This window comes from Ruegeria sp. AM7 (genome assembly GCF_056535965.1).
In genome coordinates this window covers 3316532-3341838 of the sequence record NZ_JBQFJE010000003.1, presented here as the reverse complement: position 1 = coordinate 3341838, position 25307 = coordinate 3316532, and the positions used below count along the sequence as shown (strand labels likewise).

Genomic DNA, 25307 nt, shown 5'->3' with positions numbered 1-25307 from the left:
CTTCCTTTGTTCAAAATACTTCCGCCCGATGCGAAAAAACTAGTATCTCAACACCTGCCCGGTCTTGCTGACAACGAATTTGCGCACATCAGCAAACCCTGGCGGGCTGCGCTCGGCCAGAACCTGAAACGGGCGCTGAGGCAGAATAATCGAGCGCTGCGTGCGCGTGGCCCCGGTCTCAGCCCCCTGCCCGCCAAACGGGTCCAGCGCGAAAACCTCGCGCTCGACGGTCGAAAACCACCCGGCGCGCTCTTCGATGACCTCTTCGCTTTCCAATTCTTCTGTGGTCCAGGCCAGCGCCCAATCCTGACCTTGCGGAGATTGCGCATCCTCCAAAACCTGCCGCAACGGGCCGGATTGCTCGGTATAAGCCGACGAATACATCGGCCCGACATGGATGCGGCGCATGTGTTTGGGGTGCAGGTCGTGGAAATCCTGATCGAAGCCCTTGGCAATCGTCACCAGTTTCAGACCACCCAAAGACTGCGCCATCAGATGCGCCTGCACCTCGGGCCAGCGGCGTTGGTCCTTGGGCAGGGCGGTTTTGCCGCTATCCTCCAACTGCATCAGATAGATGACCGGCAGGTTGATCTGGCTGTCATAGACCGCCCAATGCAGCAGAAACTTGCGCCGCTCGCCCTCAGTCCCGATCCAGTGGCATTCGGGATCGTTACGGGCCCAGAACAGCTGTCCTTTCAGCAATTCCTCGTAGTAGAGCCTTTGCGACAGTGCGAATTGCAGCTTGGTCGGTATCTCGCGGTCACCAATGATGGTGCGCACCATGTCGGTTTTCAGGTCGTCGGCTGAGGGCATATTCGCCAGATGCACCTGCGCCTGCTGCGCATCGTTGGCCATGGTCAGCAACTCAGCCGCCACCGGAAACCCGCTGTCGCGCTTGTCCATGGCGAGGCTGCCAAAGAACCGCCCCGTATCACGCCCGACCAGCAGGTATTTCATGGACAGCGCCCGGAACGTATAGAGCAGCCCCGAGAGGTAGCGCGACACGATCCGCACCTCTTGCTTGCTGATCGCGCCCTCGGCCTCCATCGTCGCGGCCACGCGAAGGAGGTGGACGGTGATCACCTCGAATTTGCGGAAGTAGCGACGCGAGGCGAAGGTGTCGGTCAGGCCGACATGGTCTTGGGTGGGGCTAGTTTCGTTCATCTTGGAGTGTCCAAGTCCTTTCCATTCCTGTCGATGTGAAACCACCATCTATACAGAGGCGAACCAATGCTGTGCAGAACCACCTCGGGGTTAATTCCAACTCGGCGTTGAAAACGACGCCCTCTCTCGCTGCCCCAACTCAGCCAGCACAGAAGCCTAATAAGGCAAGCTGCTACGACCATTATCATCAGAGTCTGGACTGCTTCCGGATAAGCCGGTTTCTCGTCGATTATCCCCAATTGCTCCAGTAGCCTCGGCAGCTCTAACGGTCCAAGGCTTGCAGCTAGCAAAAGGAACTGCTGGCGAGCAAAACTCACTTAACCCCCATACAAATTCTTATCATGCTTCTCGACAATCGACGCAAAGCGGCGGGCAAAGCGTTCATCCGCCTTCGCCTTTTTCTCCAGCACGTCGCGAGCAAAGACCATGTGGTCCTCGTGCGCCTCAAGCATGTCGGCCATCTTCTGGTTGGTCGCGGTGCCTATAGCGGCCATGGCGGTTTGGGCCTCTTGGTCCGTTTGCACGCCGATCTCATTGATGCGGTGGGCCACGTCCTGCTGCTGTGCGGTTTTCAGCGATTTGGTCAGGGCGTCATACAGCACCACGCGCTGTTGCGTGTCCGTCTGCAACTTGTTGATCAGCACCATCTGCGTCGCCGCCTGGTTCTGCAGTGAATCGACCCAAGTCTTGCCTTTTTCGATATAGCGCTCCAGCGTTTGGGACTTGGCCAGCTTGACTTGTTCCTCCTGAACTTTGGCGTTGTATTGCTTGTTCAACTCAGCCAGTTCGGTTTCCAATTGGGTCCGCGCGGCGGCGTCCTGTTCGACGCTGATCTTGTTTTCCAGCGTAATGATGGTCGGGTCCATGCCCTGAATCTCGACCCGCAGAGCCTCCAGTTCGGCCACCGTCGCCTCACGGTCGTCCAGCGTGACGGTCAGGTTGTCCTCGACCTTCACGCGCTGGTCTTCCAGCACCGACAGCTGGCCTTCCAGCAGCTTTACGATCACGTCCGATTTGGCGATCAGGTCCTGCAGCTTGTCGTCGATATTGGCGGTGCGCATACGTTCCTGCCGCATCGACTCGGATTTGCCCTTGGCGAAGATGCCAACAAAACTCTCCCACCCGGTTTTCGAGCGCATCTCGTCGAAATCCTTGGAGAACGCGTTGGTGACGTCATCCAGCCCCATGATCAGCTCGGCAATATTGGCGTTCATCACTTCAGTATGGGCGTGCACATCCTCCAGCGTAGCGTTTTCGATGTCGATATCAGCCTCGGCCGTGCCAATCTTGGCCCGGGCGGCGTCAATGCGCGAGGTCAGGTTTTCGATCTGCGACTGGCTTTCGCGGACTTTCGTCTGCGTTTCTTCAATCAACGCGTCAAATTTATGGTTCGACATCTGCACTATCCCCTTTTTTGTTCAATTACCCAATAAGATAGGGAATGTTACACCTATTTACATCCCCCGAGAGACAAAATTCCTGCAAACTGTGGCAAACTCAGCCCGAAAAAGATAGGCGCGATCTTTCGCGCCCGAGTGCCGCTTTTGATCAAATCTGGATTGATCCCTGCCGGGTTGTGGACATAGACATTCCAGACCCCACCTGTTTGTGTGCGACAACTCTAAATTCCTGCCGGAGGCCAAGCTATGCTGGACACGACAACCGATCTGAAATCCATCCTGAAAAACCCCGATCTCCTAGCAACCAAGGCCTATATTGGCGGTCAGTGGGTGGACGGCGACAACGGCACTTTTGCCGTCACGAACCCCGCGCGCGGAGATGTCGTGGCCGAGGTCGCGGACCTAAGCCGCGCGCAGGTGGCAGGTGCGATTGCGCAGGCCGAGGCAGCGCAAAAGGAATGGGCCAAGCTGACTGGTAAAGAACGCGCAGTTATCCTGCGCCGCTGGTTCGACCTTATGATGGAAAACGCCGAGGATCTGGGCAAGATTCTGACCGCCGAACAGGGCAAACCGCTGGCTGAAGCGATTGGAGAAATCGGTTATGGTGCGTCCTTCATCGAATTCTTCGGCGAAGAGGCAAAGCGGGTTTACGGTGAGATGATCCCGGGCCATCAGCGCGACAAGCGGATCATGGTTCTGAAGCAACCCATTGGCGTTGCGGCGTCGATCACGCCGTGGAACTTTCCCAACGCGATGATTACGCGCAAAGCCGCCCCGGCACTGGCCGCCGGATGCGCCTTTGTTGCGCGCCCTGCTAAGGAAACACCTTTGTCTGCGCTGGTCATGGGCGTTCTGGCCGAACAGGCTGGCATTCCGGCGGGCGTGTTCAACGTGCTGCCGTCCTCCAGCGCTAGCGAGATCGGCAAGGAGTTCTGCGAAAACCCTGGCGTGCGCAAACTGACCTTTACCGGCTCGACCGAAGTGGGTCGCATCCTGCTGAAACAAGCGGCCGATCAGGTCATGAAATGCTCGATGGAGCTGGGCGGCAACGCGCCGTTCATTGTGTTTGACGACGCAGATCTGGATGCCGCGGTTGAGGGCGCAATGCTGTGCAAGTTCCGCAACAATGGTCAGACCTGTGTCTGCGCGAACCGTATCTACGTGCAGGCAGGTGTCTATGACGCTTTCGCGGCTAAACTGAAAGCCGCCGTTGAGGCGCTGAAGATTGGTGATGGCCTGTCCGAAGGCACGACCACGGGCCCGCTGATCAACGCAGAGGCGGTCGCCAAGGTCGAAGAGCATATCAAGGACGTCACCGACAAGGGCGGTGCAGTTCTGACTGGGGGTCTGCCGCATGATCTGGGTGGCACCTTCTTCCAGCCCACCATCGTAACTGGCGTGACGCAGGACATGATGGTCGCGCAGGATGAAACCTTCGGCCCGCTGGCCCCGCTGTTCAAATTCGAAGACGAAGATGACGTGATTGCCATGGCCAACGACACGATCTTTGGTCTGGCCTCTTACTTCTATGCCAAGGATCTGAGCCGCGTCTACAAGGTGGCCGAGGCATTGGAATATGGCATAGTCGGCGTGAACACGGGCATCATCTCGACCGAGGTGGGGCCTTTTGGCGGTGTCAAACAATCCGGCCTGGGTCGCGAAGGCAGCCATCACGGCATGGAAGACTACCTTGAGATGAAATACGTCTGTCTTTCGGTCTAACTCTTCGCGGCCACTGCCCCGGTAGTGGCCGCGTTTGTCACAAAACTGAAGCCAAACTGTCACAACACCGCAACGATCCCGGTCCATCCCCCTCGCATCCGTGTGAAAAGAGGAAACCCACCGATGTCGTTGCGCACTGTCTGCCTGACATCTGCCCTTGCTCTGACTGCTGGTCAGGCCTTGGCAGAGATGAATTTCAACCGAATTGCATCCTTCCCCGTGGTGAAAAACATGGCCGAAGGCGCGGACACCACCCGCGAAACCTCGCCCGAGATCATCGCGGCGACCGCAGATGGCATGACGCTGGTCTACACCGACAGCCCGCTGGGCGTGATCGGCATGGTCGACATCACCGATCCCGCGAACCCTGCGCCCTTGGGTGCGATGGAGGTTGGTGGCGAGCCGACCTCAGTCGGGATCGTTGGCGCAAATGCTTTTGTTGGCGTGAATACTTCGGACAGCTATACCGCCCCGTCGGGCAAGCTGATCTCGGTCGATATCGCGGGCAAGGCGCAGACCGGTGCCTGTGATCTGAGCGGTCAGCCTGACAGTGTTGCCATCGCACCCGATGCCAGCTTTGTCGCCGTGGCGATCGAAAACGAGCGTGACGAAGACCTGAACGACGGCATCATCCCGCAGCTGCCCGCGGGCGAGCTGGCGCTGGTGCCCCTGAAGGACGGCGCGCTGGATTGTGCGGGCATGAAAATGGCCGCGCTGACCGGTCTGGCCGAGGTTGCGCCGACCGATCCCGAGCCCGAGTTCGTGGATATAAACGGCCTTGGTGAAACGGTCGTCACCCTGCAGGAAAACAACCACATCGCGGTTGTTGCCAAAGATGGCAACGTGATCAGCCATTTCTCGGCTGGCTCGGTTGATCTGGAAGGCATCGACGCCACCGATGAGCGCGGCGCGCTGATCTTCACCGAAAGCCAGCCGGGCCGCCTGCGCGAGCCCGACGCGGTGAAATGGATCGACGACAACCACTTCGCCACCGCAAACGAAGGCGATTACAAAGGCGGCTCACGCGGCTGGACGATCTTCCACAAGGACGGCACCGTTGTTTACGAAAACGGCACCGATTTCGAAAAGGCCATCATCCAGATCGGCCACTACCCTGACAAACGTTCGGACAGCAAAGGGGTCGAGCCCGAAAGCGTGACCGCAGCCACCTTTGGCGGTACGCCGATGATCTTTGTGGGGGCCGAGCGCGCCTCGGTCGTGGGAGTCTATGACGCCACCGATCCGGCGAACCCGGTGCTGAAACAGTTGCTGCCCTCGGGCGTTGGCCCCGAAGGCTATGTGGCGATCCCGGAACGGAATCTGCTGATCTCGGCCAATGAAAAAGACCTGATCGAAGATGGCGGCCCGCGCGCGCATGTGTCGATTTTTGAGTATCAGGATGCCCCCGCCGCTTACCCGCATCTGACATCAGAAGGCGCGGATGAGCTGATCGGATGGGGGGCGCTGTCCGGTCTGGTGGCCGACGAGGACGGCATGATCTATGCGGTCAATGACAGCTTTTACGGCTTCCAACCCTCGATCTTCAAGATCGACCCCAGCCAGCAACCCGCCCGCATCGTGGACGTGATCCGCATCCATCGTCAGGATGGCAACCCAGCGCAGAAACTGGACCTTGAGGGCATCACGCTGGACGGCAAGGGTGGGTTCTATGTCGCTTCCGAAGGCCGTACCGACCGTGTTATCCCCCACGCGATTTACCACGTTTCCGCCGAGGGCAAGATCAAGGATCGCAAAGGCGAGATCGGCCTGCCTGCCGAATTGATGGCGGTCGAGAAACGCTTTGGCTTCGAGGGCATCACCCGCGTCGGTGACACTCTGTGGATGGCCGTTCAGCGTGAATGGAAGGACGATCCGGAAAACCACGTGAAACTGGTGGCCTATAACCTTGAGACCAAGGAATGGGGCGCGGTTCACTATCCCAAGGCAGACCCGGAAACCGGTTGGGTCGGCCTGTCGGAAATCGTGGCCTTTGGCGACCATGTCTATGTGATCGAGCGCGACAACCAGCACGACCACCGCGCGGTGACCAAAAAGGTCTACCGCATCCCGCTGTCCGAGATGGTGCCCGCCCCCTTGGGTGGCCCCTTGTCCGTGGTCAGCAAGCAAGAGGTCCGCGACCTGCTGCCCGACCTGACCTCGACCGGAGGCTATGTTCTGGACAAGATCGAAGGTCTGGCCATCCTGCCCTCGGGCGAGGCGTTTGTGATGACCGACAATGACGGCGTCGACGATGCCTCGGGTGAGACGATGTTCTGGTCGATCGGATCGGTGACGGCTGGGAATTAAGGCTTACACCTCAGTGGTATTGGGCCTCGCGCGACATGCGCGGGGCCTTTTTTCTTGGATTCAAGGATCAGATTGCAGGTCGACAACCCTCTGTGTCAGCAGAAACTGCCACTTTTGCCCGTGACTAAGTGTTCAGTGTGTGCGCGTAAATCTGCTTGCGGTTGGCCAGATGCCGTTGCGCAAAAGCTTTCAGTTGCTTGCCCGACGACGGTATGAACCGGGCGGTTTCAGGATGGAAATCTGGTGTCGAAACCTCGGGGAATAGGGCACAAATTTCGGCGCGTTGCTCCGAGGATAAGGATTTCAGGGCTTCTGGTCCGGTGAACAGGCTTTCAGTCGGCGTGCTATTGGCAAAAATCACTTCGTGCTGGTCAAACAGAATATGGAAGTATTCGACGCTGATAGCACCGTTCTCAACCGTGACCCCGTCCAGCGGCAACAGTTTCTTGGCAGGTATCAGCACCTCATCCACATCGAATATGCGCCGCGCGATCTTCGATCGTGCCAGAATTCGATGCTGTGGCGAGACCCTGAGATCTCGGGACGGCACCCCCTGGCCCAGCGACCCCGCTGAAATGCAAATCGGTCGGAGTTTCGGTTGAAGGGTCAGGTCGATCTGATCCAGCTTACGCGACCCGATCCAACGTATGCTTTGATAGCCGTGGTCGGCAGTGCGCACGAGGTCGCCCACAGACAGGTCTTCGACGGCGCAGGCCCCATTTTGAGTTTCAATCAAAACCCCCCGCGCAAAGCAGACAAAAGCATCAAATGCCAAAAGACCCGAACCGCCCGGCAGATAGTTCAGGTCGATCGTAGTGATCGGGATATTGAACTGAATTAGGAAGTTCTGGTTTTGCGCCCCATCAATCCCGTCCAATACAGTCCCGGTCACGTTATCAAGGCCGTTATTGGGCAGCGCCGCACCGTTGGCTCGGGTCAGAACCACATCGCCATTTGCGATCGCCTGTTCCAGATTGACCGTGACCCCGTTGATGACAAACGTCGCCTCTTCCCCAAAAGCCGCGTCCAGATCGCCGACCCTGATGACCAGACCCGGCAGCGGATCATCAAACGTGACCGTCACGGATTGGCCCGGGTTTAAAACTGCGGCGTCGTTGGAGTTTACTGCACCTGCCGTGGACACTGTATAATTGGTTGTTACGCCGTCATAGTTGATTGTACCGGTCGCACCATCGCTCCAGTCGTCAATTGCATCCCGTGCCATTTTCCTGTCCCGAATCTTGGAAATCGCTTACGCGATCAGAATTAGAGATCAGACGTAAACCATTTGTATTAAAAAGATAAAATGGGCCTGATCTTTGGACGCTGCCTACACCTCTGAGCATCAGGGTCAATCACGATTTCTTGTTCCGAGCAAAAATTCCACTGTTGTTTTTGTTAAGTGACCACTGTGTTTCCAAGGCCTGAACAGTCGATAAGAACACAAAAACAACGCCCCGCGTCTGGAGGAACGCGGGGCGTGCAGTTTGCGATAGCCCCGAGAGGCAGGTCTATCGCGGTGGTCGGACGGCCTCAGTTCACGGCTTTGGCGTCAACCACGTCCTTTTCGATGGCTTGACCAGACGAAATCTGAATCCGGCGCGGTTTCAGGGCCTCGGGCACCTCGCGCTTGAGGTCGATGTTCAGCATGCCGTTCTCATGGCTGGCACCGGTGACGCGGACGTGGTCGGCCAGCGCAAAGCGGCGCTCGAACGCACGGGTGGCAATGCCACGGTGCAGGTAGGAACGGTCCTTGTCCTCGGCGGCTTTCTTGCCGGCCACGATCAGGGCGTTTTCTTTTACTTCAACCGACAGATCGGCCTCGGCAAAACCGGCGACAGCGACGGAAATCCGATAGGTGTCGGCATCGGTTTTTTCGATGTTATAGGGCGGATAGCTGGGCTGGGCCACGTCATTGGTCAGAACGCGATCCATCATGTCGGCGATCTGGTCGAAGCCAATGGTGGCGCGGTGCAGCGGTGCAAAATCAAAACTACGCATGTGGTGTATCCTCATTTGAGCGATCTACGATATGCCCTCCGGTTTGGACGGGCGTTTGCTGTGTCAGGCCCCATCATTGGCGACCCGATACAGTTCAGATGGGTAACGATTTGACCGAGTTCAACCCCCGCCCGAGCTGATGAATTTCGCGCCGGAATTGGACTTGCCCGAACCGACCTGCAAGCGTCGGATCTCGGCTTTGGGTTGCGGGGCGTCCCGACGCAGCGCGGCCTTTAAATCCGACACTATTTCGGACAATTCCATCCCGAACCCGACCTTTTGCCGCCCGTCGCTGCCAACAGCGGACACGACGGAGAGAATCTGCCAGCGTGACCCGCTCCGGGCCAGCAAGGCAGAACCGGACGACCCAAAGGTGATATCGCAATTGAACGTGATCAATCCCTGATGGCGCTGCAGAATACGACAAGAGCGTTCCCGCGTTATCGCCTCGGACCGGCCGCGCCCGTACGAAGCAAGGCTGACCTCATTGCCCAAAACGCGCCCGCTGTGCAGGGCGAAAGGATTGGCCACCGAATACGGGATCGGCTGATCCAGCCGCATCAGCGCAACGTCAATCCGAACAGCCTCGGCCGATAGCCCACCGTGCTTGGTATAGTCGGGATGAATGGCGATCTGTTCGACTTTGCGCTCGGCCAGTGCCTCACCATCGCTCAGCCCGGCCCGAAAGGTTAACTGGCCGGGCGCGTACAGCTGCCCGGTCCCCCGATCCAGCGCGCAATGGGCAGCGGTCAGGACAATATCCTGCGCGATCAGAGTGCCGGTGCAAAACCCGCGGTTGCCGATATCCAGACGCCCCACAGCCTCCCAACCGTAAAGATCATCCCGGTCGGTCAGCTTTCGCTTTGCGCTCTGTGCAAAAGATGCGGTCGCTAGGCCGATAAGGCACAAGGCAGTCAGCAATGCACGGATCATGGTTTGACGAACCTTGCGCCAACATTATTGCGTGCGGCGCCCTGCGGGGTCTTGGCGATAAAGCCACGCCCCGCCGACAATTCCCTTTGCAGAATGGTCAGAGAATCTTCGACCGTTGTTCCGACCGCCACGCGCTGTCCGTCAAATTCTGCCTTTGCGGCGACCACGGACACAATGCGAGGGCGATCACCCTCGAAGGAAAATACTGGCGCACCAGAGGACCCGAACTCTACGTCACAAGACATGACAAGAACGTCGGACCTGCGGCTCATGACCGAGCACACCTCTTGCAGCGCCGGAGCTTCGGCCCTGTCTCGCGCGTAGGATACGACACCAACCTCTTCCCCTCGGGCAGGGCGATCACCTGTTTCAAAAGGAATAACCGTTGTGTTTCGGATCGGTTGCCACAACTCGATCAGCGCAATGTCATTGCCGATGCGGGCTGCGGTCGCATCTTCGCCATACTGGTATTTCGGATGCACAACCGCTCGACGCGCGGCGCGATAGGCAGATGCGCGCCCAAGTCGCCATGCGGCCAGAAACTCGACATCAGACAAATCCACACGCTGACCTGTGGCTTTGTCAAACAGGCAATGCGCAGCCGTCAGAACCAGCGTCGGCGAGATCAGAGTACCAGTACAGAACCCCGTTCCGCCAATATCCAGGCGTCCAACCGCCATCCACGCGCGGCCCGCATCAGTCGTATCCAGGCTTTTCAACCTGGAATCCTGCGCCACCGCAGCCATGGGCATCAAAGCCAGTGTCAGAACCTTCAACCAGTGTCGCAAGCGCTTCTCCGACGTTGCTTGGTACGTTTCCTCCTACGCGCCACGTGGGGCGAAATTAGGGCGCTTGCTTGTCGGGTCGAATCCGATCGCGACAGTCTAGCGCTGCCGCATCAGATACCTACCTTAAGATCGGCACCTCTCGGTCTGGCCTGCGGTCCTGCTGCATAGCCCGCGGCAGCGGACCTCCGGTCGCCCAATCAAGCAGTTCGACCGTATGCAGAATCGGAACCTCGGTGGCCGACCCTATTTGCATCATACATCCGATATTGCCTGCGGCAATAACGTCGGGGTTTTTGGCCTCCAACGTTCTGACCTTGCGTTGTTTCAGCTTGCCCGAGATTTCGGGCTGCATCAGATTGTACGTACCCGCGCTGCCGCAACACAGATGGCTGTCGGCGGGTTCAACCACTGAAAAACCCGCGCGTTTCAGAAGATCCTTTGGATAGGTCTTGATCTTTTGACCATGCTGCAGCGAACAGGCCGCGTGGTAGGCGACAGTCATGCCCTTATCCGCGCTCTCAGACAGGTCCAACTGCATCAGCACCTCGCTGATATCCATGGCGATATCCGACACTCGCGCCGCGTCCTTGGCCAAGGCGTCATTGCGGAACATATGCCCGTAATCCTTCACGGTCGTCCCACAACCCGATGTGTTAATGACGATGGCATCCAACCCGTCCCCGTCCATCTCGGCCACCCAAGCGCGGATATTGGCAGCGGCTGCTTTGTGGCTGTCATAGGACTTGCCCATGTGATGCGTCAGCGCCCCACAACAACCCGCGCCCTCGGCTACTACGACCTCGCAGCCCAGCCGGGTCAGCAGGCGGATCGTGGCATCGTTGATATCAGTGTTCAGCGCCTTTTGCGCACATCCCGTCATCAGCGCCACGCGTTTCTTGCGCGCACCCTCAGGGGCAAAACTCTGCGGATCATCATTGCGACTGACCGGAGGGATATGCTTCGGCGCCATATCCAACATTGCCCGCAGCCGCGCATCCGGCATCAGGAATTTGAACGGACGGCCCAGCTTGGCCCCGATCAGAGCCCAGCGGAACCGCATCGGATAAGGCAGGATCTGCGCCAGCACCCAGCGCAGGGCGCGGTCGGTGAAGGGGCGTTTGTACTTCTGCTCGATATATTCGCGCGCGTGATCAACCAAATGCATGTAATGCACACCGGATGGACAGGTGGTCATGCAGGCCAGACAGGACAGGCAGCGGTCGATATGCTTGACCGTTTTTTCATCCGGCACACGCTCATTCTCCAACATGTCCTTGATCAGGTAAATGCGCCCGCGGGGGCTGTCCAACTCGTCGCCCAGCACCTGATAGGTGGGGCATGTGGCGGTGCAAAAGCCGCAATGCACACAACTGCGCAGAATCTGGTTCGAGCGCTGGATCGCCGGGTCTTGCAGTTGTTTTTCGGTGAATGTCGTCTGCATCGGCCTACCCCATCAATCCCGGATTGAACAACCCGCGCGGGTCGAAACGCTGACGAATACCCTGTGTCAGAGCCTGAATCCCGGCACTTTCCGGCTGGAACCGCCCCAGGGCCTCAACCGTTTCGGCCGCTGCCCTGACCAGGGTCGCGTGGCCGTCAAATGCCCCAAGACGTGCCCGCAGGTCGTCCCCTTTGCGCACCAGCGCCCAGATCAGCCCGCCACCCCAATCATACAGAGTCTGATCCGCCCCAAGCCGCGCCGCGATCCCGGGCGCGTCCGAGGGTTTGACCGAGATCCGCCACACATCTCCTTCATGCCCGTGAAACGCCGATACGTCCCGAATGGCCTGCCAAATCTCGGCCGAACCGTCGCGCTCCGCGACATCCCCGTATTCCGCCAAAACCGACTTCAACTGCCCAACGCGATACGTCACAGATTCAGCGAAACCTTCAATTCTCAGCAACGCATGACCGGCTTGCGGATCAAAGGCCGCACCCGAGACCTCGAAAGGGGATTTCAAGGCCGCAGACAATGCCCCCACCGCACGGGATGCATCCGCAACTCGCACTGCCAACGTCGACACCGCCTGCGGCTTGGGCAGCACTTTCAGCGACACTTCGGTCAACACACCCAACGTGCCCCACGACCCGCCCATCAGCTTGACCAGATCATAGCCGGTGACGTTTTTCATCACCCGCCCGCCATTCTTGACCACTTGGCCCTTGCCATCGACATAGCGCACACCCAGCAGGAAATCGCGACAGGCCCCGGCCTGAATGCGGCGCGGACCCGAGATATTGGCGGCCACGACACCGCCAATCGTCGGTGCACCATTCGTACCCAGCAACCCGCGATGATCCATCGGTTCAAACGCGAGTTGCTGCCCTTCGGCCTCCAACGCCGCCTCGATCTCGGCCACGGGGGTGCCGGCCTGCGCCACAATTGTCAGCGCGCCCGGTTCGTACAGGGTGATCCCGCTAAGTCCCCCGGTTTCGATGGTCATTTCTGGCCCACCGATCCCGCGGGTAGCGCCACCGGAAATTCGCACGGGGTCCTGCAGCCCGGCTACTGTTTCGGCCAGCTCGGCCTCAGTCCTGGGTTTCATCACATTTCTTCTTTGCTAGAGCCTATTCTGCAGCGATCCGCGCATCGCGGCGGGGCTGAGACACATCCAATGGAAACACCTTGGCCGGGTTCAACAGCCAGTTCGGATCAAACACATCCTTGACAGCCATCTGCGCCTCAAGATCCGCAGGCGCGTATTGATGCGACATCAGATCCCGCTTTTCGATGCCCACACCATGCTCGCCGGTCAGGCAGCCGCCCACATCCACGCAGAGCTTTAGGATATCCGCCCCGAACGCTTCGCATTTCTCAAGATCGCCGGGTTTATTGGCATCGAACAGGATCAGCGGGTGCATATTGCCGTCACCCGCGTGGAACACGTTGCCCACGGGCAGGCCATACTCCTCGCTCAGCTCTCCGATACGGCGCAAAACCTGCGGCAATGCCGAAACCGGGATGGTCCCATCCAGACACATATAGTCGTTCATCTGACCCATCGCGCCGAAGGCCGATTTGCGCCCTAGCCAAATCTTGGCGCTTTCTTCTGCCGACTGACTTTCGCGCAGCTCGACAGGGTTATGCCGCTTGGCAATCTCAATGATCTTGGACAGCTGATAGTCGATTTCGGCCTCAGAGCCTTCGACCTCGACGATCAGCAACGCGTGGCAGTCGGGGTAGCCGGCCTGAGCAAAGTTCTCACACGCCTTGATACACAGCGTATCCATGAACTCGATCGCCACCGGCAGGATGCCAGATTTGATAATGTCAGAGACACATTGTCCGGCGACTTCGTTATCATCAAACCCCATCAGCACGGGCCGCGCGCCTTCGGGTTTGCGCAGGATGCGCAGGGTGGCCTCGGTCACGACACCCAACTGTCCCTCGGATCCGCAGATCACGCCCAGCAAGTCCAGCCCGCCCGCGTCCAGATGCGCGCCACCGATTTCGACCACACTGCCATCCATCATCACCATCGTGACGCCCAGCAAGTTGTTCGTGGTCACACCGTATTTCAGACAATGCGCCCCACCCGAATTCATCCCGATATTGCCCGCAATCGCGCAGGCCAGCTGCGACGACGGGTCGGGGGCATAGAAGAAATCATCTTCTTCCACGGCACCGGTTACACTCAGATTAGTACGGCCGGTCTGAACGCGGATGAAGCGGTTATCATAGTCGGTTTCCAAAACGTCATTCATTCGGGCGATGCCCAGAATGACGCTGTCCGCCGTGGGCAACGCCCCACCTGCCAGCGACGTGCCCGAGCCGCGCGGAACCACCGGCACGCCCTCTTCATTGCAGATGCGCAGCACGTCCGAGACCTCAGACGTCGTAGACGGTAGTACCGCCAACATCGGAGGGCAGCGATAAGCCGTCAGCGCGTCGCACTCGTACGCGCGCGTCTCGGCAGGATCGTGGATCACCGCATCTTCTGGCAAAACCTGCTGCAATCGACGCAGAACCACGTCCTTTCGACGCAGGATGTCGGGGTTTGGCTTTGGCATTTCCATGGCGGCCCTCCAGTTTGGTAAAATAATATTACCAATTTTCTGATCTGGCAAGTTCTAACGTCACAACCTAGTGTCACGCTTATGTCCTGGATTGATCAGTCTCTGCCCTTCGCGCCGCTCGATTTTGTCGGCATCGCCCTGCTGATCGGCGCGTGGCTGTGGATCGGCTGGCGGATCGAAAACCCGCCCCCTGAAAAACCCTCGGTTGGGATGATCATGGATGGCTATCGCCGGGACTGGATGAAGGAAATGGTCACGCGTCAGCCGCGTATGTTTGACGCGCAAGTGGTGGGCACGATGCGACAGGGTAGCACATTCTTCGCCTCGACTACGATGATCGCCATCGGGGGCGGGCTGGCCCTGTTGGGCAATACCGAACGGTTGGCAGGACTGGCGCAGGATCTGGCCCTGGGGACCGCACCCGCGATGGTGTGGGAGGTCAAGATCCTGATCATCCTGTTGTTTTTGGCCAATGCCTTTCTGAAATATGTCTGGGCGCACAGATTGTTTGGCTATTGCGCCGTGCTGATGGCCGCCGTCCCAAATGACCCTGATGACCTCACCGCTTATCCCCGTGCCGGGCAAGCAGCCGAGATCTGCGTCACCGCCGCCCGCGCCTTTAATCGCGGCCTGCGGGCAACGTATTTCGCACTGGCGGCCGTGGCGTGGATTCTGGGACCTGTAGCTTTGATTGCAGGGACCGTAGCAACACTGGCGATGCTGTATCGGCGCGAATTCGCATCGCATTCGCGCACGGTACTGCTTAACACCGGATCGTGATCACTACTCTGCATCAATGAGGTTAAGTTCACATCATGCGATATCTTGTTTTGACCGCCCTTCTGGCCACCCCCGCCCTTGCCGATGATCCCGTGATCGAGGCCGTCACTGCCAAACAGAGCGGCGCGACATGGCGATTCGATGTCACCGTCCTCCATCCCGAAACGGGTTGGGATGACTACGCAGATGGCTGGCGCGTGCTGGATATGGAGGGGAAAGAGCTAGGGATGCGCGTACTGCATCACCCGCATGAGAATGAACAACCCTTCACCCGATCGCTCAGTGGTGTGGCGATTCCCGAAGGAGTGGCGCAGGTTCAGGTGCAAGCCCGCACCAATACGGATGGCTGGGCCATAGAGACCTTTGTGGTCGATCTGAACTGAGGTCAGAAGACCCCCATCGCCAACCCAGCGGCCATAGCCAAGCCCAATTCGCGGCAGTTGTCCAACTGGGCGTCGGGGATGGTTTTCTCGGCCAATATCGCCTCGGGCGTTTGCGCATGGGTGCAGATGATCAAAGGCGGCTGCACCTCTTTCAACCGCCAGCCCGTTGCGATTCGGGCGGTTTGGCGTGCGGCGTTTTCGCCATCGGACCCGGCGCAAACCATTTGCGCATAGGGTCGGCCCTCAATGCGGCCCAGAACCGGGTAGTAGCTGCGATCGAAGAACTCTTTCATTAGACCCGAAATAGCGGCCAGATTCTCAGGCGCGCAGAAGATATAACCGTCGGCTTGCAGTAAGTCTTCGGGTCCGGCCTGATCCGCGGCTTTCAGAACCACATCCACCTCATCCCGCGCGGCCTGCGCTGCGGCTTCGGCCATCTGCCGGGCCCCGCCGGTACGCGAATGGTAGACGATCAACAGCTGCGCCATATCAGACCCGATGATAAGGGCCGCCCGAGAGAATGGTCGCGGCCCGATAGAGTTGCTCGGCCAGCATCACACGGACCAGCATATGGGGCCAGACCATCGACCCGAATGAGATAGAAAAATCCGCTTCATCCCGCAGATTAGGGTCTATTCCATCCGCCCCGCCGATGATCAGCGCCAAATCCTGCCGCCCGGCGTCGCGCCAGCCGCCCAGCTTTTTGGCAAAATCCGGCGAGGACATCACTCGCCCGCGTTCGTCCAGCGTACAGATCACCGCGCCCTTGGGCAGCGCCTTGCGTAGCAGCGTGGCCTCAGCCCCCATGCCGGCGTTTTTCTTGTCTTCAACCTCAATCACCCGCGCGGGACCTAGACCCAGCGCGCGGCCGGTCCGGTCAAATCGGGTCAGGTAATCGTCAAGCAGGGTCTTTTCGGGTCCGGCGCGCAATCGCCCGACCGCAACTATGCTGATCCGCATATCTCTCTCGCCTCCGGCCCTTCAATACAGGCCGGGATGGCGCCTCAGTTCGCCGAGGCGCTGCCGCCCGCAGGCAGCCACATCTTTTCCAGCTGGTAGAATTCACGCACTTCGGGGCGGAAGATATGGACGATCACGTCGCCCGTATCGATCAGCACCCAGTCGCCGGCATCCTTGCCTTCGACCTTCGAGGTGAAGCCGAATTCCTGCTTGATGCGATCCGTCAGCTTTTCCGCCATGGCCGCCACCTGACGGGTCGACCGACCCGAGGCAATCACCATGTGATCCGCAACAGAAGACTTTCCTTGCAGGTTGATCTGCACGACGTCTTCGGCCTTGTCATCGGAAAGTGAGGAAAGGATACGCTCAAGCAGCTTGTCGCTGATTGACTGAGAGTGGGCCATTACGCTGGCCCCGTCATCGGCGGGCAACCCCGCCTGGGTATGTAGAGACAGGACATAGTCCTCCTTTGCTGCACGCCATCAAATCCCGGCGCCGGGGTACTAATAAGGTAACAAGGGGAATGCAACATTTCAATGAACGCGCCATCAACGCCGCGTCAATCCTCTGCGATCTGTTGCGGGTCTGCGTCGGGCAGCAGGCGCACCTCGCGCTGCGGGAAGGGCAGTGAGATACCCTCGGCTTTAAACGCATCCCACAGCGCCAGATAGACATTGCCGCGGATATTGGTCAGCCCCTTGGTCGGGTCGCTGATCCAGAATCGAAGGATATAGTCGACGCTGCTGTCGCCGAATCCAGTGATATGACAAACCGGCTCGTGCGATCCGCCGCTTAGCACCCGGCCCACGGTTTTCACGGCCTTTATGGCAGTGGCGCGCACCTTGTGGGGGTCGTCGCCATAGCTGGTGCCGAATTCCAGATCCAGCCGCACGAATTTGTCGGAATGCGACCAGTTCACGACCTGACTGGTAATCAGATCTTCGTTCGGGATCAGATATTCCCGCCCATCCCGTGTCACGACCGAGACATAACGCGCGCCCAGCGCATTGATCCACCCAAATGTATCGCCCAGCGAGATCACATCGCCCGGCTTGATCGAGCGATCCATCAAGATGATAATCCCCGAGATCAGGTTCGACACCACCTTTTGCAGCCCAAACCCGATGCCCACACCGATGGCACCGGACAACAGCGCAATCCCGGTCAGGTCAAAGCCCAGCGTTCGAATGGCTGCCAAGAAAACCGCCCCATACAGAACCACCTGAATACCCTTGGCCAATAGCACCTGCATGGAAGGCGTAATGTCATCATTGTTTTTCAAACCACGTTCGGCTGCGCGCGTACCCACACGCGCCAAAGTCAGCAGAACACCGATCAACAGCGTCGCTTTGATGATCCCCAGCACCGAGATGTGCAAATCTCCGATAGAAATCGCGACTCCGTCCAAAAACTCGGCCACGTCATCAGTCAGATTCAGGGCAACAAGCGTTGCATAGACCCACATGGCCCATTTGAAGATCCGCCGCAGCGTCCGGTTGCGCACCAGTCGCGCCACCAGCGCTATGGCCAACCACGCCGTCGCCAAAGTCGCGATAACGCCAATGATATAGCTGCGGGACGGCCATGTGATCTGCTGCATTACCAGATACAGTGCCCAGGACAGCACTACGAAATAGACCAGCGTCAAACGCTGCATCAGCTGTACTAAAACGCGCAAACGCCATTTGGGCCACCCAGTGCGCGCCCGCGCCCACGTGTCCCATCGGCCTTGCGTGAAAAGCTTAAGACCAAATGCCAAAGCCCATAGCAATAGAATGATCACCAGCTGGTGCTGACGCCAGCCCGGCGTGACCACCAGTTCAAGAAGGTTTTCAAATTGCACGGAAAAGCCCGCGACCATGTTGTCATAAAGGTCCGACAGCGAGCTGGGGATCAGGTCTTGATTCATGCCCCCAGCTTGGACAGCACAGCCCCATGATGCAAGCCTGACGCAGTTTTGAACCTTGATTGACGGCAAGCCGCGATATATCTGGACGCCATGAGACTCACTGTAGCCCAAGTTCAGAACCTGGAAGACCGCGCGCGTCTGCGTGAACGGTTCTTTGGCGCTGCCCGCACGGTTCTGGCGCGGCTATCCGCGGCCTGAGCCATTTCGCCAGCCATTTCTCATTACATACGGGAGAGGACCGATGTCCCCCAAAACACTCTATGACAAGATCTGGGATGCCCATGTCGCGCACGAAGCCGATGATGGCACCTGCCTGCTGTATATCGACCGCCACCTGGTTCACGAAGTGACCAGCCCGCAGGCCTTTGAAGGGCTGCGTATGGCGGGCCGCAAAGTGCGCGCGCCGGAAAAAACCATCGCCGTGCCGGATCACAACGTGCCGACGACACCGGACCGTGTGAACGGGATCGAGAACCCGGAATCGCGCATTCAGGTCGAGGCGCTGGACAAGAACGCCAAGGATTTCGGCATTCACTACTACCCGGTGCATGACGTGCGTCAGGGCATCGTCCACATTGTCGGCCCCGAACAGGGCTGGACCCTGCCCGGCATGACCGTTGTTTGCGGCGACAGCCACACCGCCACCCACGGCGCGTTTGGCGCGCTGGCCCATGGCATCGGCACGTCCGAGGTTGAACACGTTCTGGCCACGCAGACCCTGATCCAGAAAAAATCCAAGAACATGAAGGTGGAAATCACCGGCAAATTGCAGCCGGGCGTGACCGCCAAGGATATCACTCTGGCCGTGATCGGTGAGACCGGTACCGCTGGCGGCACCGGCTATGTCATCGAATATTGCGGTGAAGCGATCCGCGATCTGTCGATGGAAGGCCGCATGACCGTCTGTAACATGGCGATCGAAGGCGGCGCCCGCGCGGGCCTGATCGCCCCCGACGAGACCACGTTCGATTATGTCAAAGGCCGCCCCCACGCCCCGAAAGGCGCACAATGGGAAGCCGCGATGGACTGGTGGAAAACGCTCTACACCGACGAAGGCGCGCATTTCGACAAAGTTATCACCCTGCGCGGTGAAGACATCGCGCCCGTCGTCACATGGGGCACCAGCCCCGAAGACGTGCTGCCAATCACCGCAACCGTGCCGAACCCCGAAGATTTCGAAGGTGGCAAGGTCGACGCGGCCCGCCGCTCGATCGAGTATATGGGTCTGGAAGCCGGTCAGAAGCTGAGCGACGTGGAAATCGACACCGTCTTTATCGGGTCGTGCACCAATGGCCGGATCGAAGATCTGCGCGCCGCGGCCGAAATCCTCAAGGGCAAAAAGGTCAAGGACGGCATGCGCGCCATGGTCGTGCCGGGCTCGGGCCTTGTGCGTCTGCAGGCCGAAGAAGAAGGTCTGGCCGACATCTTCAAAGAGGCCGGTTTCGAATGGCGTCTGGCGGGATGCTCCATGTGTCTGGCGATGAACCCTGACCAGTTGCAACCGGGCGAGCGCTGTGCCGCGACCTCGAACCGCAACTTCGAAGGCCGTCAGGGGCGCGGTGGGCGCACCCACCTGCTGAGCCCGGCAATGGCTGCCGCTGCGGCACTCACAGGACGGCTGACAGACGTCCGTGAATTGATGTAAGGTGCCCTCATATCTGAATATTTGAGGGATTGAACTGATGAGTGACTGGATCAAATGGCTGCTGTTGGGGCTTCTGTCCATCGCGTTTGGCATCTTTGTGCTGGGCGCGCCTGCGGTGGCGTCTATTGCAGTAACGGTGGTAACCGGTGTGTTACTGCTGATTTCGGGTGTGTTGCAGATTGTCGGCGGCTTTACGGTCGAGGGCACCGGTAACAAGATCCTGTCGCTTATTATGGGTGTGGTGATGGTGTTCCTTGGATGGTCCTTCTGGATGCATCCGCTTGAGGGCACGCTGACATTGGCAACCGTCTGCCTGATCCTGTTTCTGGCTGGCGGTATCGCCCGGGTTATCCTGTCGTTCCAAATGCGTGGCACACAGTATTTCTGGGCAACGCTGATCTCGGGCGTGATGTCGATTGTTCTGGCTGTCCTGATCTGGCGCTTTGCTGCTACCGACCCTGCGGTACTGTTCCAGTTGCTGGGCATTCTGCTGGGGATCGAGATGCTGTTCAACGGGCTTGGTCTGGTCTTCATGGCGTTCTTCGTCAAGAACAACCCCGATGCCACCCTATCACCTGACGAAACCACAGAAGCGAAACAAGCTTAAAAGCAGGGTACGGGCGCGGCCCTCCCCTGCAGGAGTGTAGAGATGGAAAAGTTCGAAAAAGTCCACGGGGTGGCCGCCCCAATGCCGCTGATCAATATCGACACCGATATGATCATCCCCAAAGTGCACCTGAAAACGATCAAACGGTCTGGCCTTGGCGTCGTGCTGTTTGACGAGATGCGCTATCACGACCACGGCGGTGAGAACGAAGATTTCGTTCTGAACAAACCCGCCTATCGCAATACCGAGATTCTGGTGGCCGGCGACAATTTCGGCTGCGGCTCGTCGCGCGAACACGCGCCCTGGGCGATCAAGGATTTCGGCATCAAGGTCGTGATCTCGACCAGCTTTGCCGACATCTTCTTCAACAACTGTTTCAAGAACGGTATCCTGCCCATCGTGGTCGAGGACGAGCACCATGCGATCCTGATGGATGACGCGCATAAGGGTGAAAACGCCCGCATGACCGTGCATCTGGAAGAGCAGAAGATCACCACTTCGGACGGCGTCGAGATCACGTTTGACATCGACCCGCACCGCAAACATTGCTTGCTGAACGGTCTGGACGACATTGGCCTGACCATGGAGAAAGATCACCACATCGACAAGTTCGAGGATCACGCAAGCCAGGCCCGCCCCTGGGTCTGATTCTTTCGATTCTGCAGACACTCAACTTATTGGGGTCGCGTCAGCGGCCCCTTTCGCATTCTTGGGGTCGAGATTAACGCAACCACAACATGTAGCGGGCATCTTAAATACCGCGTCGGATTTGCGACACGAATGATGCAAACCCGCACCAGTTTTGCCATCTTTTTGCCCAAAATTGCGTGTTTTCTGCACCTTGGCTTGAGCGAAGTGCCTCAGGGGGCCAGTGTTGGCGCTAAAGAGGCATCCGTCAGAATAATCAACGGCGGGCACAAGTTGGAAAGAAGTCGGCAAAGAATCGGCCTATCCAGTTTGAAAGGGTTCGGATAGTGATTGCGCGCACAACAGGGGCGGCAATTCGGGGGATATTGGTTGCGCTGATGGTGCTGACCCCCGCGTTGTATCTGCCCGTATCGTCAACGAATGGGACCGAGATCGTCGTGTTTCTCGCCATTCTCGCGTTTTTCCTGACGTTTGCCGAATATAACTCGGCCTTTCCCAGCTTTATCGAATTCCGAGATGCGCCGCCTGTAAACCGCCTGAGGTTCGTCGGACTTGTATCTATGATCATGTTCCTGACACTGATTTGCAAGAATGCCTACGCGCCGACCGCTCTGACCGAGGTATTCTACACAATAGGCGTTGGTGTCGCGAATGTCGTCGATTTCCCTTATTCGCCCGTTCGGCTGATCGTTCTTATGCTGCCCGTTGACGCAAGCATTCCACTGACCGAACTGGTTCGCATTTCAGCCAGCGTTGCATATGTGGCTGCGCTGGCCACGATCGGCAGCTTTGCATATGCGGTCAAACTGCGAGGGTGGCCTACAGGCAATGGCGCGTTCAATGTCTGGACCAACCTACCCCTGTTCGACCCCACCAAAGGCGGAGACGTCGTCACCCGCCTGCAGCGAGACGGTCGTCTGAATATCTCGATCGGAGTATTGCTGCCCTTCCTGATACCGGCGCTGATCAAACTGCTGACCGACTATGCGAATCCGATCTCGCTCAGTAACCCGCAGACGCTGATCTGGACCATGAGCGCCTGGGCCTTCCTGCCAGCTAGTATGATCATGCGCGGTATGGCCACCCTGCGCATTGCGAACCTGATCGTCGAAAAGCGCCGCGCATATTCAACAACCGAGTCCACACAGACCGCATGATCCGCGTCTTGCTTTTGCTGCTGCTTCCCTTTGCAGCGCAGGCAGAAACCATCCGTGTAGCCTCCTTCAACACCGAACTCAGCCGTGATGGCCCGGGCCTGCTGCTGCGCGATATTCGGCGCGGCGATCCGCAGGTACAGGCCGTGGTCGCGGTTCTGACACGAACCCGCCCCGATATCGTTGCGCTACAGGGTGTCGATTGGGACCTGAATGGCGAAGTGCTTGCTGCTCTGAAGTCCGAGCTGCGTTTGGCTGGGCTGGACTATCTGCACCACTTTTCCGCACAACCAAACGCAGGTTTGGAAACCGATCTGGATCTGGATGGCGACGGTCGCACACACGGTCCCGGAGACGCTCAGGGTTGGGGTCGCTTTACTGGTCAGGCGGGCATGGTCGTTCTGTCCCGCTATCCCATTGTGCGTAAAGGCGTTCAGGATTTCACGCCATTGCTGTGGCGCAATGCGCCCGATGCGCAGCTACCGGTCAAGGATGGTGCCCCCTTCCCATCCGACGCGGCGCACCACGTTCAGCGCTTGTCTTCCGTCGGGCATTGGGTTGTTCCGATCGAAACGCCCTTTGGGCCATTGGACCTACTAACCTTCCACGCGGCGCCGCCGGTGTTCGACGGGCCTGAAGACCGCAATGGCCTGCGCAACAAAGATGAAATCCTGTTGTGGCTTGCTCTTTTAGACGATCGGATCGGCACACCACCCCATGCGGCTTTCGTCATTGCCGGAGACGCAAACCTGGACCCGTCACGGGGCGAAGGGCGCAAAGAGGCCATTCGCATGCTGTTAGAAGACCAACGCCTGCAAGACCCTGAGCCTGCGGATCCGACCGGCAACACGGCCACGGTCAGTTGGAAAGCAGTTGGGGAAATGCGGGTCGACTACGTTCTGCCCTCGACGCATTTGCGTGTGGTGAACGCGGGCATTCATTGGCCCGACACGGACACTGACTTGCGAAAAGAGGCGCAAGCAGCAAGTCGCCACCGTTTGGTATGGGTCGACCTGGCCCAGCCATAGAGGCTCTAATAGCGATATCAGCAGGAATACAAACCCTGCACAGGGTATCAGCCCGGACCAGCAGACATCCGGGCTGTGTCACAGAATTCAATCAGAGCGGGCCGGTATAGGTGCCACGCGGCGGGTAATCATTGCCTAACGTGAATTTCAGGCCGCCGACGATATCAGAAATGGCCGGGCGGCCAAACGGCGTAGTCTGCTGCCACGCGTAGTATAACGTCCTGTCTGTCCCGATGTAGAAATGGCCGGGTTCGGCGAACATCGCGGGCTCGGTACTGCCCTCGCGCGCGGTTGAGATTTGCAGCCCCCAATCCTCACGCGCGGCGGCCAAAGGCAGGCTGTGACCCACACGCAGACGCGACACCCCTGCTTTTTCGGCAGTTTCCGCAGCACGTTCAGCAGTATCCGTGGTCACCATGATCACCTCGACACCCAGAGCGGCAAAATCGTCCAGCGCGGCCTCAACCTCGGTCATTTGCTTGATGCAGATGGGGCAATGCAGCCCGCGATATTGAATCACCAGCGTGCCGTTTTCACCCTTATCGGCATCCAGATCGAAACTTCCGTGGCTGACGGTATCGATTTTCAGGCCTGGAACAGGATTTCCCGGTGTTAACATGTGTTTTCCTCGTGATTTGGCTGGATCGTCTCATTGACCCGCTCGGGTCCAGACGCTAGGCCCTGTGCGACGAAACGCAAGGAGATCCTTCATGTCCAACCCTTCGCTCCTCATCCTGCCCGGAGACGGAATTGGCCCGGAAGTTATGGCCGAAGTGCGCAGAATCATCGGATGGTTCGGCGATAAGCGCGGCCTTCACTTTGACGTGAGCGAGGATCTGGTCGGCGGTGCCGCCTATGACGCGCATGGCAAGCCCCTGTCGGATGAAACCATGGCCAAGGCACAAGAGGTGGACGCGGTTCTGCTGGGCGCCGTGGGCGGCCCGAAATACGATGATCTGGATTTCAGCGTAAAACCCGAGCGCGGCCTGCTGCGCCTGCGCAAGGAAATGGACCTGTTTTCCAACCTGCGCCCGGCCCAGTGCTTTGACGCGCTGTCGGATTTCTCGTCGCTGAAGAAAGACATCGTAGCCGGTCTGGACATCATGATCGTGCGCGAGCTGACCTCGGGCGTCTATTTCGGCGAACCGCGCGGCATCTTCAACGAAGGCAATGAACGCGTGGGCATCAACACCCAGCGCTATACTGAATCCGAAATCGAACGCGCTGCGCGCTCGGCCTTTGAACTGGCGATGCGCCGGAACAAAAAGCTGTGCTCGATGGAAAAAGCCAACGTGATGGAATCGGGCATCCTGTGGCGCGAGGTCGTGGATCGTGTGGCCGCGGATTACCCCGAGGTCGAGCTGACACACATGTATGCTGACAACGGCGCGATGCAGTTGGTGCGCGCGCCCAAGCAGTTTGACGTGATCGTCACCGATAACCTGTTCGGCGATATCCTGTCGGATTGCGCGGCGATGCTGACCGGTTCGCTTGGGATGCTACCCTCTGCTTCGCTAGGTGCACCGATGGCCAATGGTCGTCCCAAGGCAATGTATGAACCCGTGCATGGCTCGGCCCCCGATATCGCGGGTCAGGGCAAGGCCAACCCGATTGCCTGTATCCTCAGCTTTGCTATGGCGCTGCGCTATAGCTTTGATCAAGGAGATGAGGCGGATCGTCTGGAAGCCGCGATTGAAAAAGTGCTGGCCGATGGTGTCCGCACCGCTGACCTGCTGGCCGAAGAAGGCGTACAGCCTGTGTCGACCACCGAGATGGGTGACGCGATTCTGGCGGCACTGGACGAAAGCGTCTAATCCCCTCGGCCCACGGCAAATTAAGGCGGTGCCCGGTGCGCCGCCTT

General features: G+C 58.7%; 25 protein-coding genes. 11 read left to right on the top strand and 14 right to left on the bottom strand.

Going from position 1 to position 25307, the window contains the following annotated elements:
* Positions 1 to 39 precede the first annotated feature (39 nt).
* Complete coding sequence (locus ACR3EG_RS20575; RefSeq protein ID WP_480497871.1) at positions 40 to 1164, bottom strand: hypothetical protein; 1125 nt, start codon at positions 1162 to 1164, stop codon at positions 40 to 42.
* Between the two features lie 317 nt (positions 1165 to 1481).
* Entirely contained in the window at positions 1482 to 2561 is a 1080-nt protein-coding gene (locus ACR3EG_RS20570; RefSeq protein ID WP_480497873.1) for a hypothetical protein, read from the bottom strand.
* Between the two features lie 249 nt (positions 2562 to 2810).
* On the opposite strand from ACR3EG_RS20570, the gene ACR3EG_RS20565 reads away from it, so the two are divergent.
* Together ACR3EG_RS20565 and ACR3EG_RS20560 are read left to right on the top strand one after the other, a co-directional pair.
* A complete protein-coding gene (locus ACR3EG_RS20565) occupies positions 2811 to 4286 on the top strand; it encodes an NAD-dependent succinate-semialdehyde dehydrogenase (protein WP_170353808.1) in 1476 nt (491 codons plus the stop codon).
* Between the two features lie 123 nt (positions 4287 to 4409).
* A complete protein-coding gene (locus ACR3EG_RS20560) occupies positions 4410 to 6593 on the top strand; it encodes an esterase-like activity of phytase family protein (protein WP_480497876.1) in 2184 nt (727 codons plus the stop codon).
* A 124-nt stretch (positions 6594 to 6717) separates the two neighbouring features.
* On the opposite strand, the gene ACR3EG_RS20555 is transcribed toward ACR3EG_RS20560, so the two are convergent.
* The 7 genes from ACR3EG_RS20555 to ACR3EG_RS20525 all read right to left on the bottom strand — a co-directional run bounded on the left by ACR3EG_RS20555 (position 6718) and on the right by ACR3EG_RS20525 (position 14332).
* Entirely contained in the window at positions 6718 to 7818 is a 1101-nt protein-coding gene (locus ACR3EG_RS20555) for a Hint domain-containing protein (RefSeq protein ID WP_480497878.1), read from the bottom strand.
* A gap of 308 nt (positions 7819 to 8126) precedes the next feature.
* Entirely contained in the window at positions 8127 to 8594 is a 468-nt protein-coding gene (locus tag ACR3EG_RS20550; protein ID WP_209195578.1) for an Hsp20 family protein, read from the bottom strand.
* A gap of 120 nt (positions 8595 to 8714) precedes the next feature.
* Entirely contained in the window at positions 8715 to 9527 is an 813-nt protein-coding gene (locus tag ACR3EG_RS20545) for a trypsin-like serine peptidase (RefSeq protein ID WP_480497880.1), read from the bottom strand.
* On the bottom strand, positions 9524 to 10315 hold the full coding sequence (locus ACR3EG_RS20540; protein ID WP_480497882.1) for a trypsin-like serine peptidase: 792 nt from the start codon (positions 10313 to 10315) through the stop codon (positions 9524 to 9526). The genes ACR3EG_RS20545 and ACR3EG_RS20540 overlap by 4 nt, the downstream gene beginning before the upstream one ends.
* Before the next feature lie 118 nt (positions 10316 to 10433).
* Complete coding sequence (gene glcF, locus ACR3EG_RS20535) at positions 10434 to 11756, bottom strand: glycolate oxidase subunit GlcF (RefSeq protein ID WP_480497884.1); 1323 nt, start codon at positions 11754 to 11756, stop codon at positions 10434 to 10436.
* Positions 11757 to 11760: 4 nt separating this feature from the next.
* The gene (locus ACR3EG_RS20530) at positions 11761 to 12861 is read right to left on the bottom strand and encodes an FAD-binding protein (protein WP_480497886.1); all 1101 of its coding nucleotides are present in this window, start codon (positions 12859 to 12861) and stop codon (positions 11761 to 11763) included.
* 22 nt (positions 12862 to 12883) lie between these two features.
* Positions 12884 to 14332, bottom strand: a complete 1449-nt coding sequence (locus ACR3EG_RS20525; protein WP_480497888.1) for an FAD-linked oxidase C-terminal domain-containing protein — start codon at positions 14330 to 14332, stop codon at positions 12884 to 12886.
* An 81-nt stretch (positions 14333 to 14413) separates the two neighbouring features.
* On the opposite strand from ACR3EG_RS20525, the gene ACR3EG_RS20520 reads away from it, so the two are divergent.
* Positions 14414 to 15112 carry a DUF599 domain-containing protein gene (locus tag ACR3EG_RS20520; RefSeq protein WP_480497890.1) on the top strand — a complete coding sequence of 233 codons (699 nt, stop codon included), beginning with the start codon at positions 14414 to 14416 and terminating at the stop codon, positions 15110 to 15112.
* A gap of 35 nt (positions 15113 to 15147) precedes the next feature.
* Positions 15148 to 15495, top strand: a complete 348-nt coding sequence (locus tag ACR3EG_RS20515; RefSeq protein WP_480497892.1) for a hypothetical protein — start codon at positions 15148 to 15150, stop codon at positions 15493 to 15495.
* A gap of 2 nt (positions 15496 to 15497) precedes the next feature.
* Here ACR3EG_RS20515 and ACR3EG_RS20510 read toward each other — a convergent pair whose 3' ends face one another.
* From ACR3EG_RS20510 to ACR3EG_RS20495, 4 genes are all read right to left on the bottom strand, one after another.
* Complete coding sequence (locus ACR3EG_RS20510) at positions 15498 to 15983, bottom strand: flavodoxin family protein (RefSeq protein ID WP_480497894.1); 486 nt, start codon at positions 15981 to 15983, stop codon at positions 15498 to 15500.
* 1 nt (position 15984) lies between these two features.
* Positions 15985 to 16455 carry a 23S rRNA (pseudouridine(1915)-N(3))-methyltransferase RlmH gene (rlmH, locus tag ACR3EG_RS20505; RefSeq protein WP_480497896.1) on the bottom strand — a complete coding sequence of 157 codons (471 nt, stop codon included), beginning with the start codon at positions 16453 to 16455 and terminating at the stop codon, positions 15985 to 15987.
* A 44-nt stretch (positions 16456 to 16499) separates the two neighbouring features.
* A complete protein-coding gene (gene rsfS / locus ACR3EG_RS20500; RefSeq protein ID WP_170353820.1) occupies positions 16500 to 16859 on the bottom strand; it encodes a ribosome silencing factor in 360 nt (119 codons plus the stop codon).
* A gap of 155 nt (positions 16860 to 17014) precedes the next feature.
* Positions 17015 to 18364 carry a mechanosensitive ion channel family protein gene (locus tag ACR3EG_RS20495; RefSeq protein ID WP_480497898.1) on the bottom strand — a complete coding sequence of 450 codons (1350 nt, stop codon included), beginning with the start codon at positions 18362 to 18364 and terminating at the stop codon, positions 17015 to 17017.
* 90 nt (positions 18365 to 18454) lie between these two features.
* Between ACR3EG_RS20495 and ACR3EG_RS20490 the strand changes: the two genes are divergently transcribed.
* The 6 genes from ACR3EG_RS20490 (at position 18455) to ACR3EG_RS20465 (ending at position 23446) form a co-directional block, all read left to right on the top strand.
* Positions 18455 to 18562, top strand: coding sequence for an isopropylmalate isomerase (locus tag ACR3EG_RS20490; RefSeq protein WP_480497900.1), 108 nt, complete (start codon positions 18455 to 18457; stop codon positions 18560 to 18562).
* 43 nt (positions 18563 to 18605) lie between these two features.
* Positions 18606 to 20009, top strand: a complete 1404-nt coding sequence (leuC, locus tag ACR3EG_RS20485) for a 3-isopropylmalate dehydratase large subunit (protein ID WP_480497902.1) — start codon at positions 18606 to 18608, stop codon at positions 20007 to 20009.
* Positions 20010 to 20046: 37 nt separating this feature from the next.
* On the top strand, positions 20047 to 20616 hold the full coding sequence (locus ACR3EG_RS20480; protein ID WP_209195589.1) for an HdeD family acid-resistance protein: 570 nt from the start codon (positions 20047 to 20049) through the stop codon (positions 20614 to 20616).
* 42 nt (positions 20617 to 20658) lie between these two features.
* Positions 20659 to 21264 carry a 3-isopropylmalate dehydratase small subunit gene (leuD, locus tag ACR3EG_RS20475; RefSeq protein WP_353390852.1) on the top strand — a complete coding sequence of 202 codons (606 nt, stop codon included), beginning with the start codon at positions 20659 to 20661 and terminating at the stop codon, positions 21262 to 21264.
* A 326-nt stretch (positions 21265 to 21590) separates the two neighbouring features.
* Positions 21591 to 22421, top strand: coding sequence for a hypothetical protein (locus ACR3EG_RS20470; protein WP_209195591.1), 831 nt, complete (start codon positions 21591 to 21593; stop codon positions 22419 to 22421).
* A complete protein-coding gene (locus ACR3EG_RS20465; protein ID WP_480497905.1) occupies positions 22418 to 23446 on the top strand; it encodes an endonuclease/exonuclease/phosphatase family protein in 1029 nt (342 codons plus the stop codon). Before ACR3EG_RS20470 ends, ACR3EG_RS20465 begins: the two co-directional genes overlap by 4 nt.
* Positions 23447 to 23537: 91 nt before the next feature.
* Here the strand turns inward: ACR3EG_RS20465 and ACR3EG_RS20460 are convergent, their stop codons facing one another.
* Positions 23538 to 24065 (bottom strand): redoxin domain-containing protein, encoded by a 528-nt coding sequence (locus ACR3EG_RS20460; protein ID WP_170755330.1) that lies wholly within the window; start codon positions 24063 to 24065, stop codon positions 23538 to 23540.
* 91 nt (positions 24066 to 24156) lie between these two features.
* On the opposite strand from ACR3EG_RS20460, the gene leuB reads away from it, so the two are divergent.
* Positions 24157 to 25260 (top strand): 3-isopropylmalate dehydrogenase, encoded by a 1104-nt coding sequence (gene leuB, locus ACR3EG_RS20455; RefSeq protein ID WP_480497907.1) that lies wholly within the window; start codon positions 24157 to 24159, stop codon positions 25258 to 25260.
* Positions 25261 to 25307: the final 47 nt, after the last annotated feature.

Excerpts from the sequence above, each read along its gene's own strand:
- ACR3EG_RS20575 (WP_480497871.1), bottom strand. The coding sequence starts at position 1,164 with ATGAACGAAACTAGCCCCACCCAAGACCATGTCGGCCTGACCGACACC.
- ACR3EG_RS20570 (WP_480497873.1), bottom strand. The coding sequence starts at position 2,561 with ATGTCGAACCATAAATTTGACGCGTTGATTGAAGAAACGCAGACGAAA.
- ACR3EG_RS20565 (WP_170353808.1), top strand. The coding sequence starts at position 2,811 with ATGCTGGACACGACAACCGATCTGAAATCCATCCTGAAAAACCCCGAT.
- ACR3EG_RS20560 (WP_480497876.1), top strand. The coding sequence starts at position 4,410 with ATGTCGTTGCGCACTGTCTGCCTGACATCTGCCCTTGCTCTGACTGCT.
- ACR3EG_RS20555 (WP_480497878.1), bottom strand. The coding sequence starts at position 7,818 with ATGGCACGGGATGCAATTGACGACTGGAGCGATGGTGCGACCGGTACA.
- ACR3EG_RS20550 (WP_209195578.1), bottom strand. The coding sequence starts at position 8,594 with ATGCGTAGTTTTGATTTTGCACCGCTGCACCGCGCCACCATTGGCTTC.
- ACR3EG_RS20545 (WP_480497880.1), bottom strand. The coding sequence starts at position 9,527 with ATGATCCGTGCATTGCTGACTGCCTTGTGCCTTATCGGCCTAGCGACC.
- glcF (WP_480497884.1), bottom strand. The coding sequence starts at position 11,756 with ATGCAGACGACATTCACCGAAAAACAACTGCAAGACCCGGCGATCCAG.
- ACR3EG_RS20530 (WP_480497886.1), bottom strand. The coding sequence starts at position 12,861 with ATGAAACCCAGGACTGAGGCCGAGCTGGCCGAAACAGTAGCCGGGCTG.
- ACR3EG_RS20525 (WP_480497888.1), bottom strand. The coding sequence starts at position 14,332 with ATGGAAATGCCAAAGCCAAACCCCGACATCCTGCGTCGAAAGGACGTG.
- ACR3EG_RS20520 (WP_480497890.1), top strand. The coding sequence starts at position 14,414 with ATGTCCTGGATTGATCAGTCTCTGCCCTTCGCGCCGCTCGATTTTGTC.
- ACR3EG_RS20515 (WP_480497892.1), top strand. The coding sequence starts at position 15,148 with ATGCGATATCTTGTTTTGACCGCCCTTCTGGCCACCCCCGCCCTTGCC.
- ACR3EG_RS20510 (WP_480497894.1), bottom strand. The coding sequence starts at position 15,983 with ATGGCGCAGCTGTTGATCGTCTACCATTCGCGTACCGGCGGGGCCCGG.
- rlmH (WP_480497896.1), bottom strand. The coding sequence starts at position 16,455 with ATGCGGATCAGCATAGTTGCGGTCGGGCGATTGCGCGCCGGACCCGAA.
- rsfS (WP_170353820.1), bottom strand. The coding sequence starts at position 16,859 with ATGGCCCACTCTCAGTCAATCAGCGACAAGCTGCTTGAGCGTATCCTT.
- ACR3EG_RS20495 (WP_480497898.1), bottom strand. The coding sequence starts at position 18,364 with ATGAATCAAGACCTGATCCCCAGCTCGCTGTCGGACCTTTATGACAAC.
- ACR3EG_RS20490 (WP_480497900.1), top strand. The coding sequence starts at position 18,455 with ATGAGACTCACTGTAGCCCAAGTTCAGAACCTGGAAGACCGCGCGCGT.
- leuC (WP_480497902.1), top strand. The coding sequence starts at position 18,606 with ATGTCCCCCAAAACACTCTATGACAAGATCTGGGATGCCCATGTCGCG.
- ACR3EG_RS20480 (WP_209195589.1), top strand. The coding sequence starts at position 20,047 with ATGAGTGACTGGATCAAATGGCTGCTGTTGGGGCTTCTGTCCATCGCG.
- leuD (WP_353390852.1), top strand. The coding sequence starts at position 20,659 with ATGGAAAAGTTCGAAAAAGTCCACGGGGTGGCCGCCCCAATGCCGCTG.
- ACR3EG_RS20465 (WP_480497905.1), top strand. The coding sequence starts at position 22,418 with ATGATCCGCGTCTTGCTTTTGCTGCTGCTTCCCTTTGCAGCGCAGGCA.
- ACR3EG_RS20460 (WP_170755330.1), bottom strand. The coding sequence starts at position 24,065 with ATGTTAACACCGGGAAATCCTGTTCCAGGCCTGAAAATCGATACCGTC.
- leuB (WP_480497907.1), top strand. The coding sequence starts at position 24,157 with ATGTCCAACCCTTCGCTCCTCATCCTGCCCGGAGACGGAATTGGCCCG.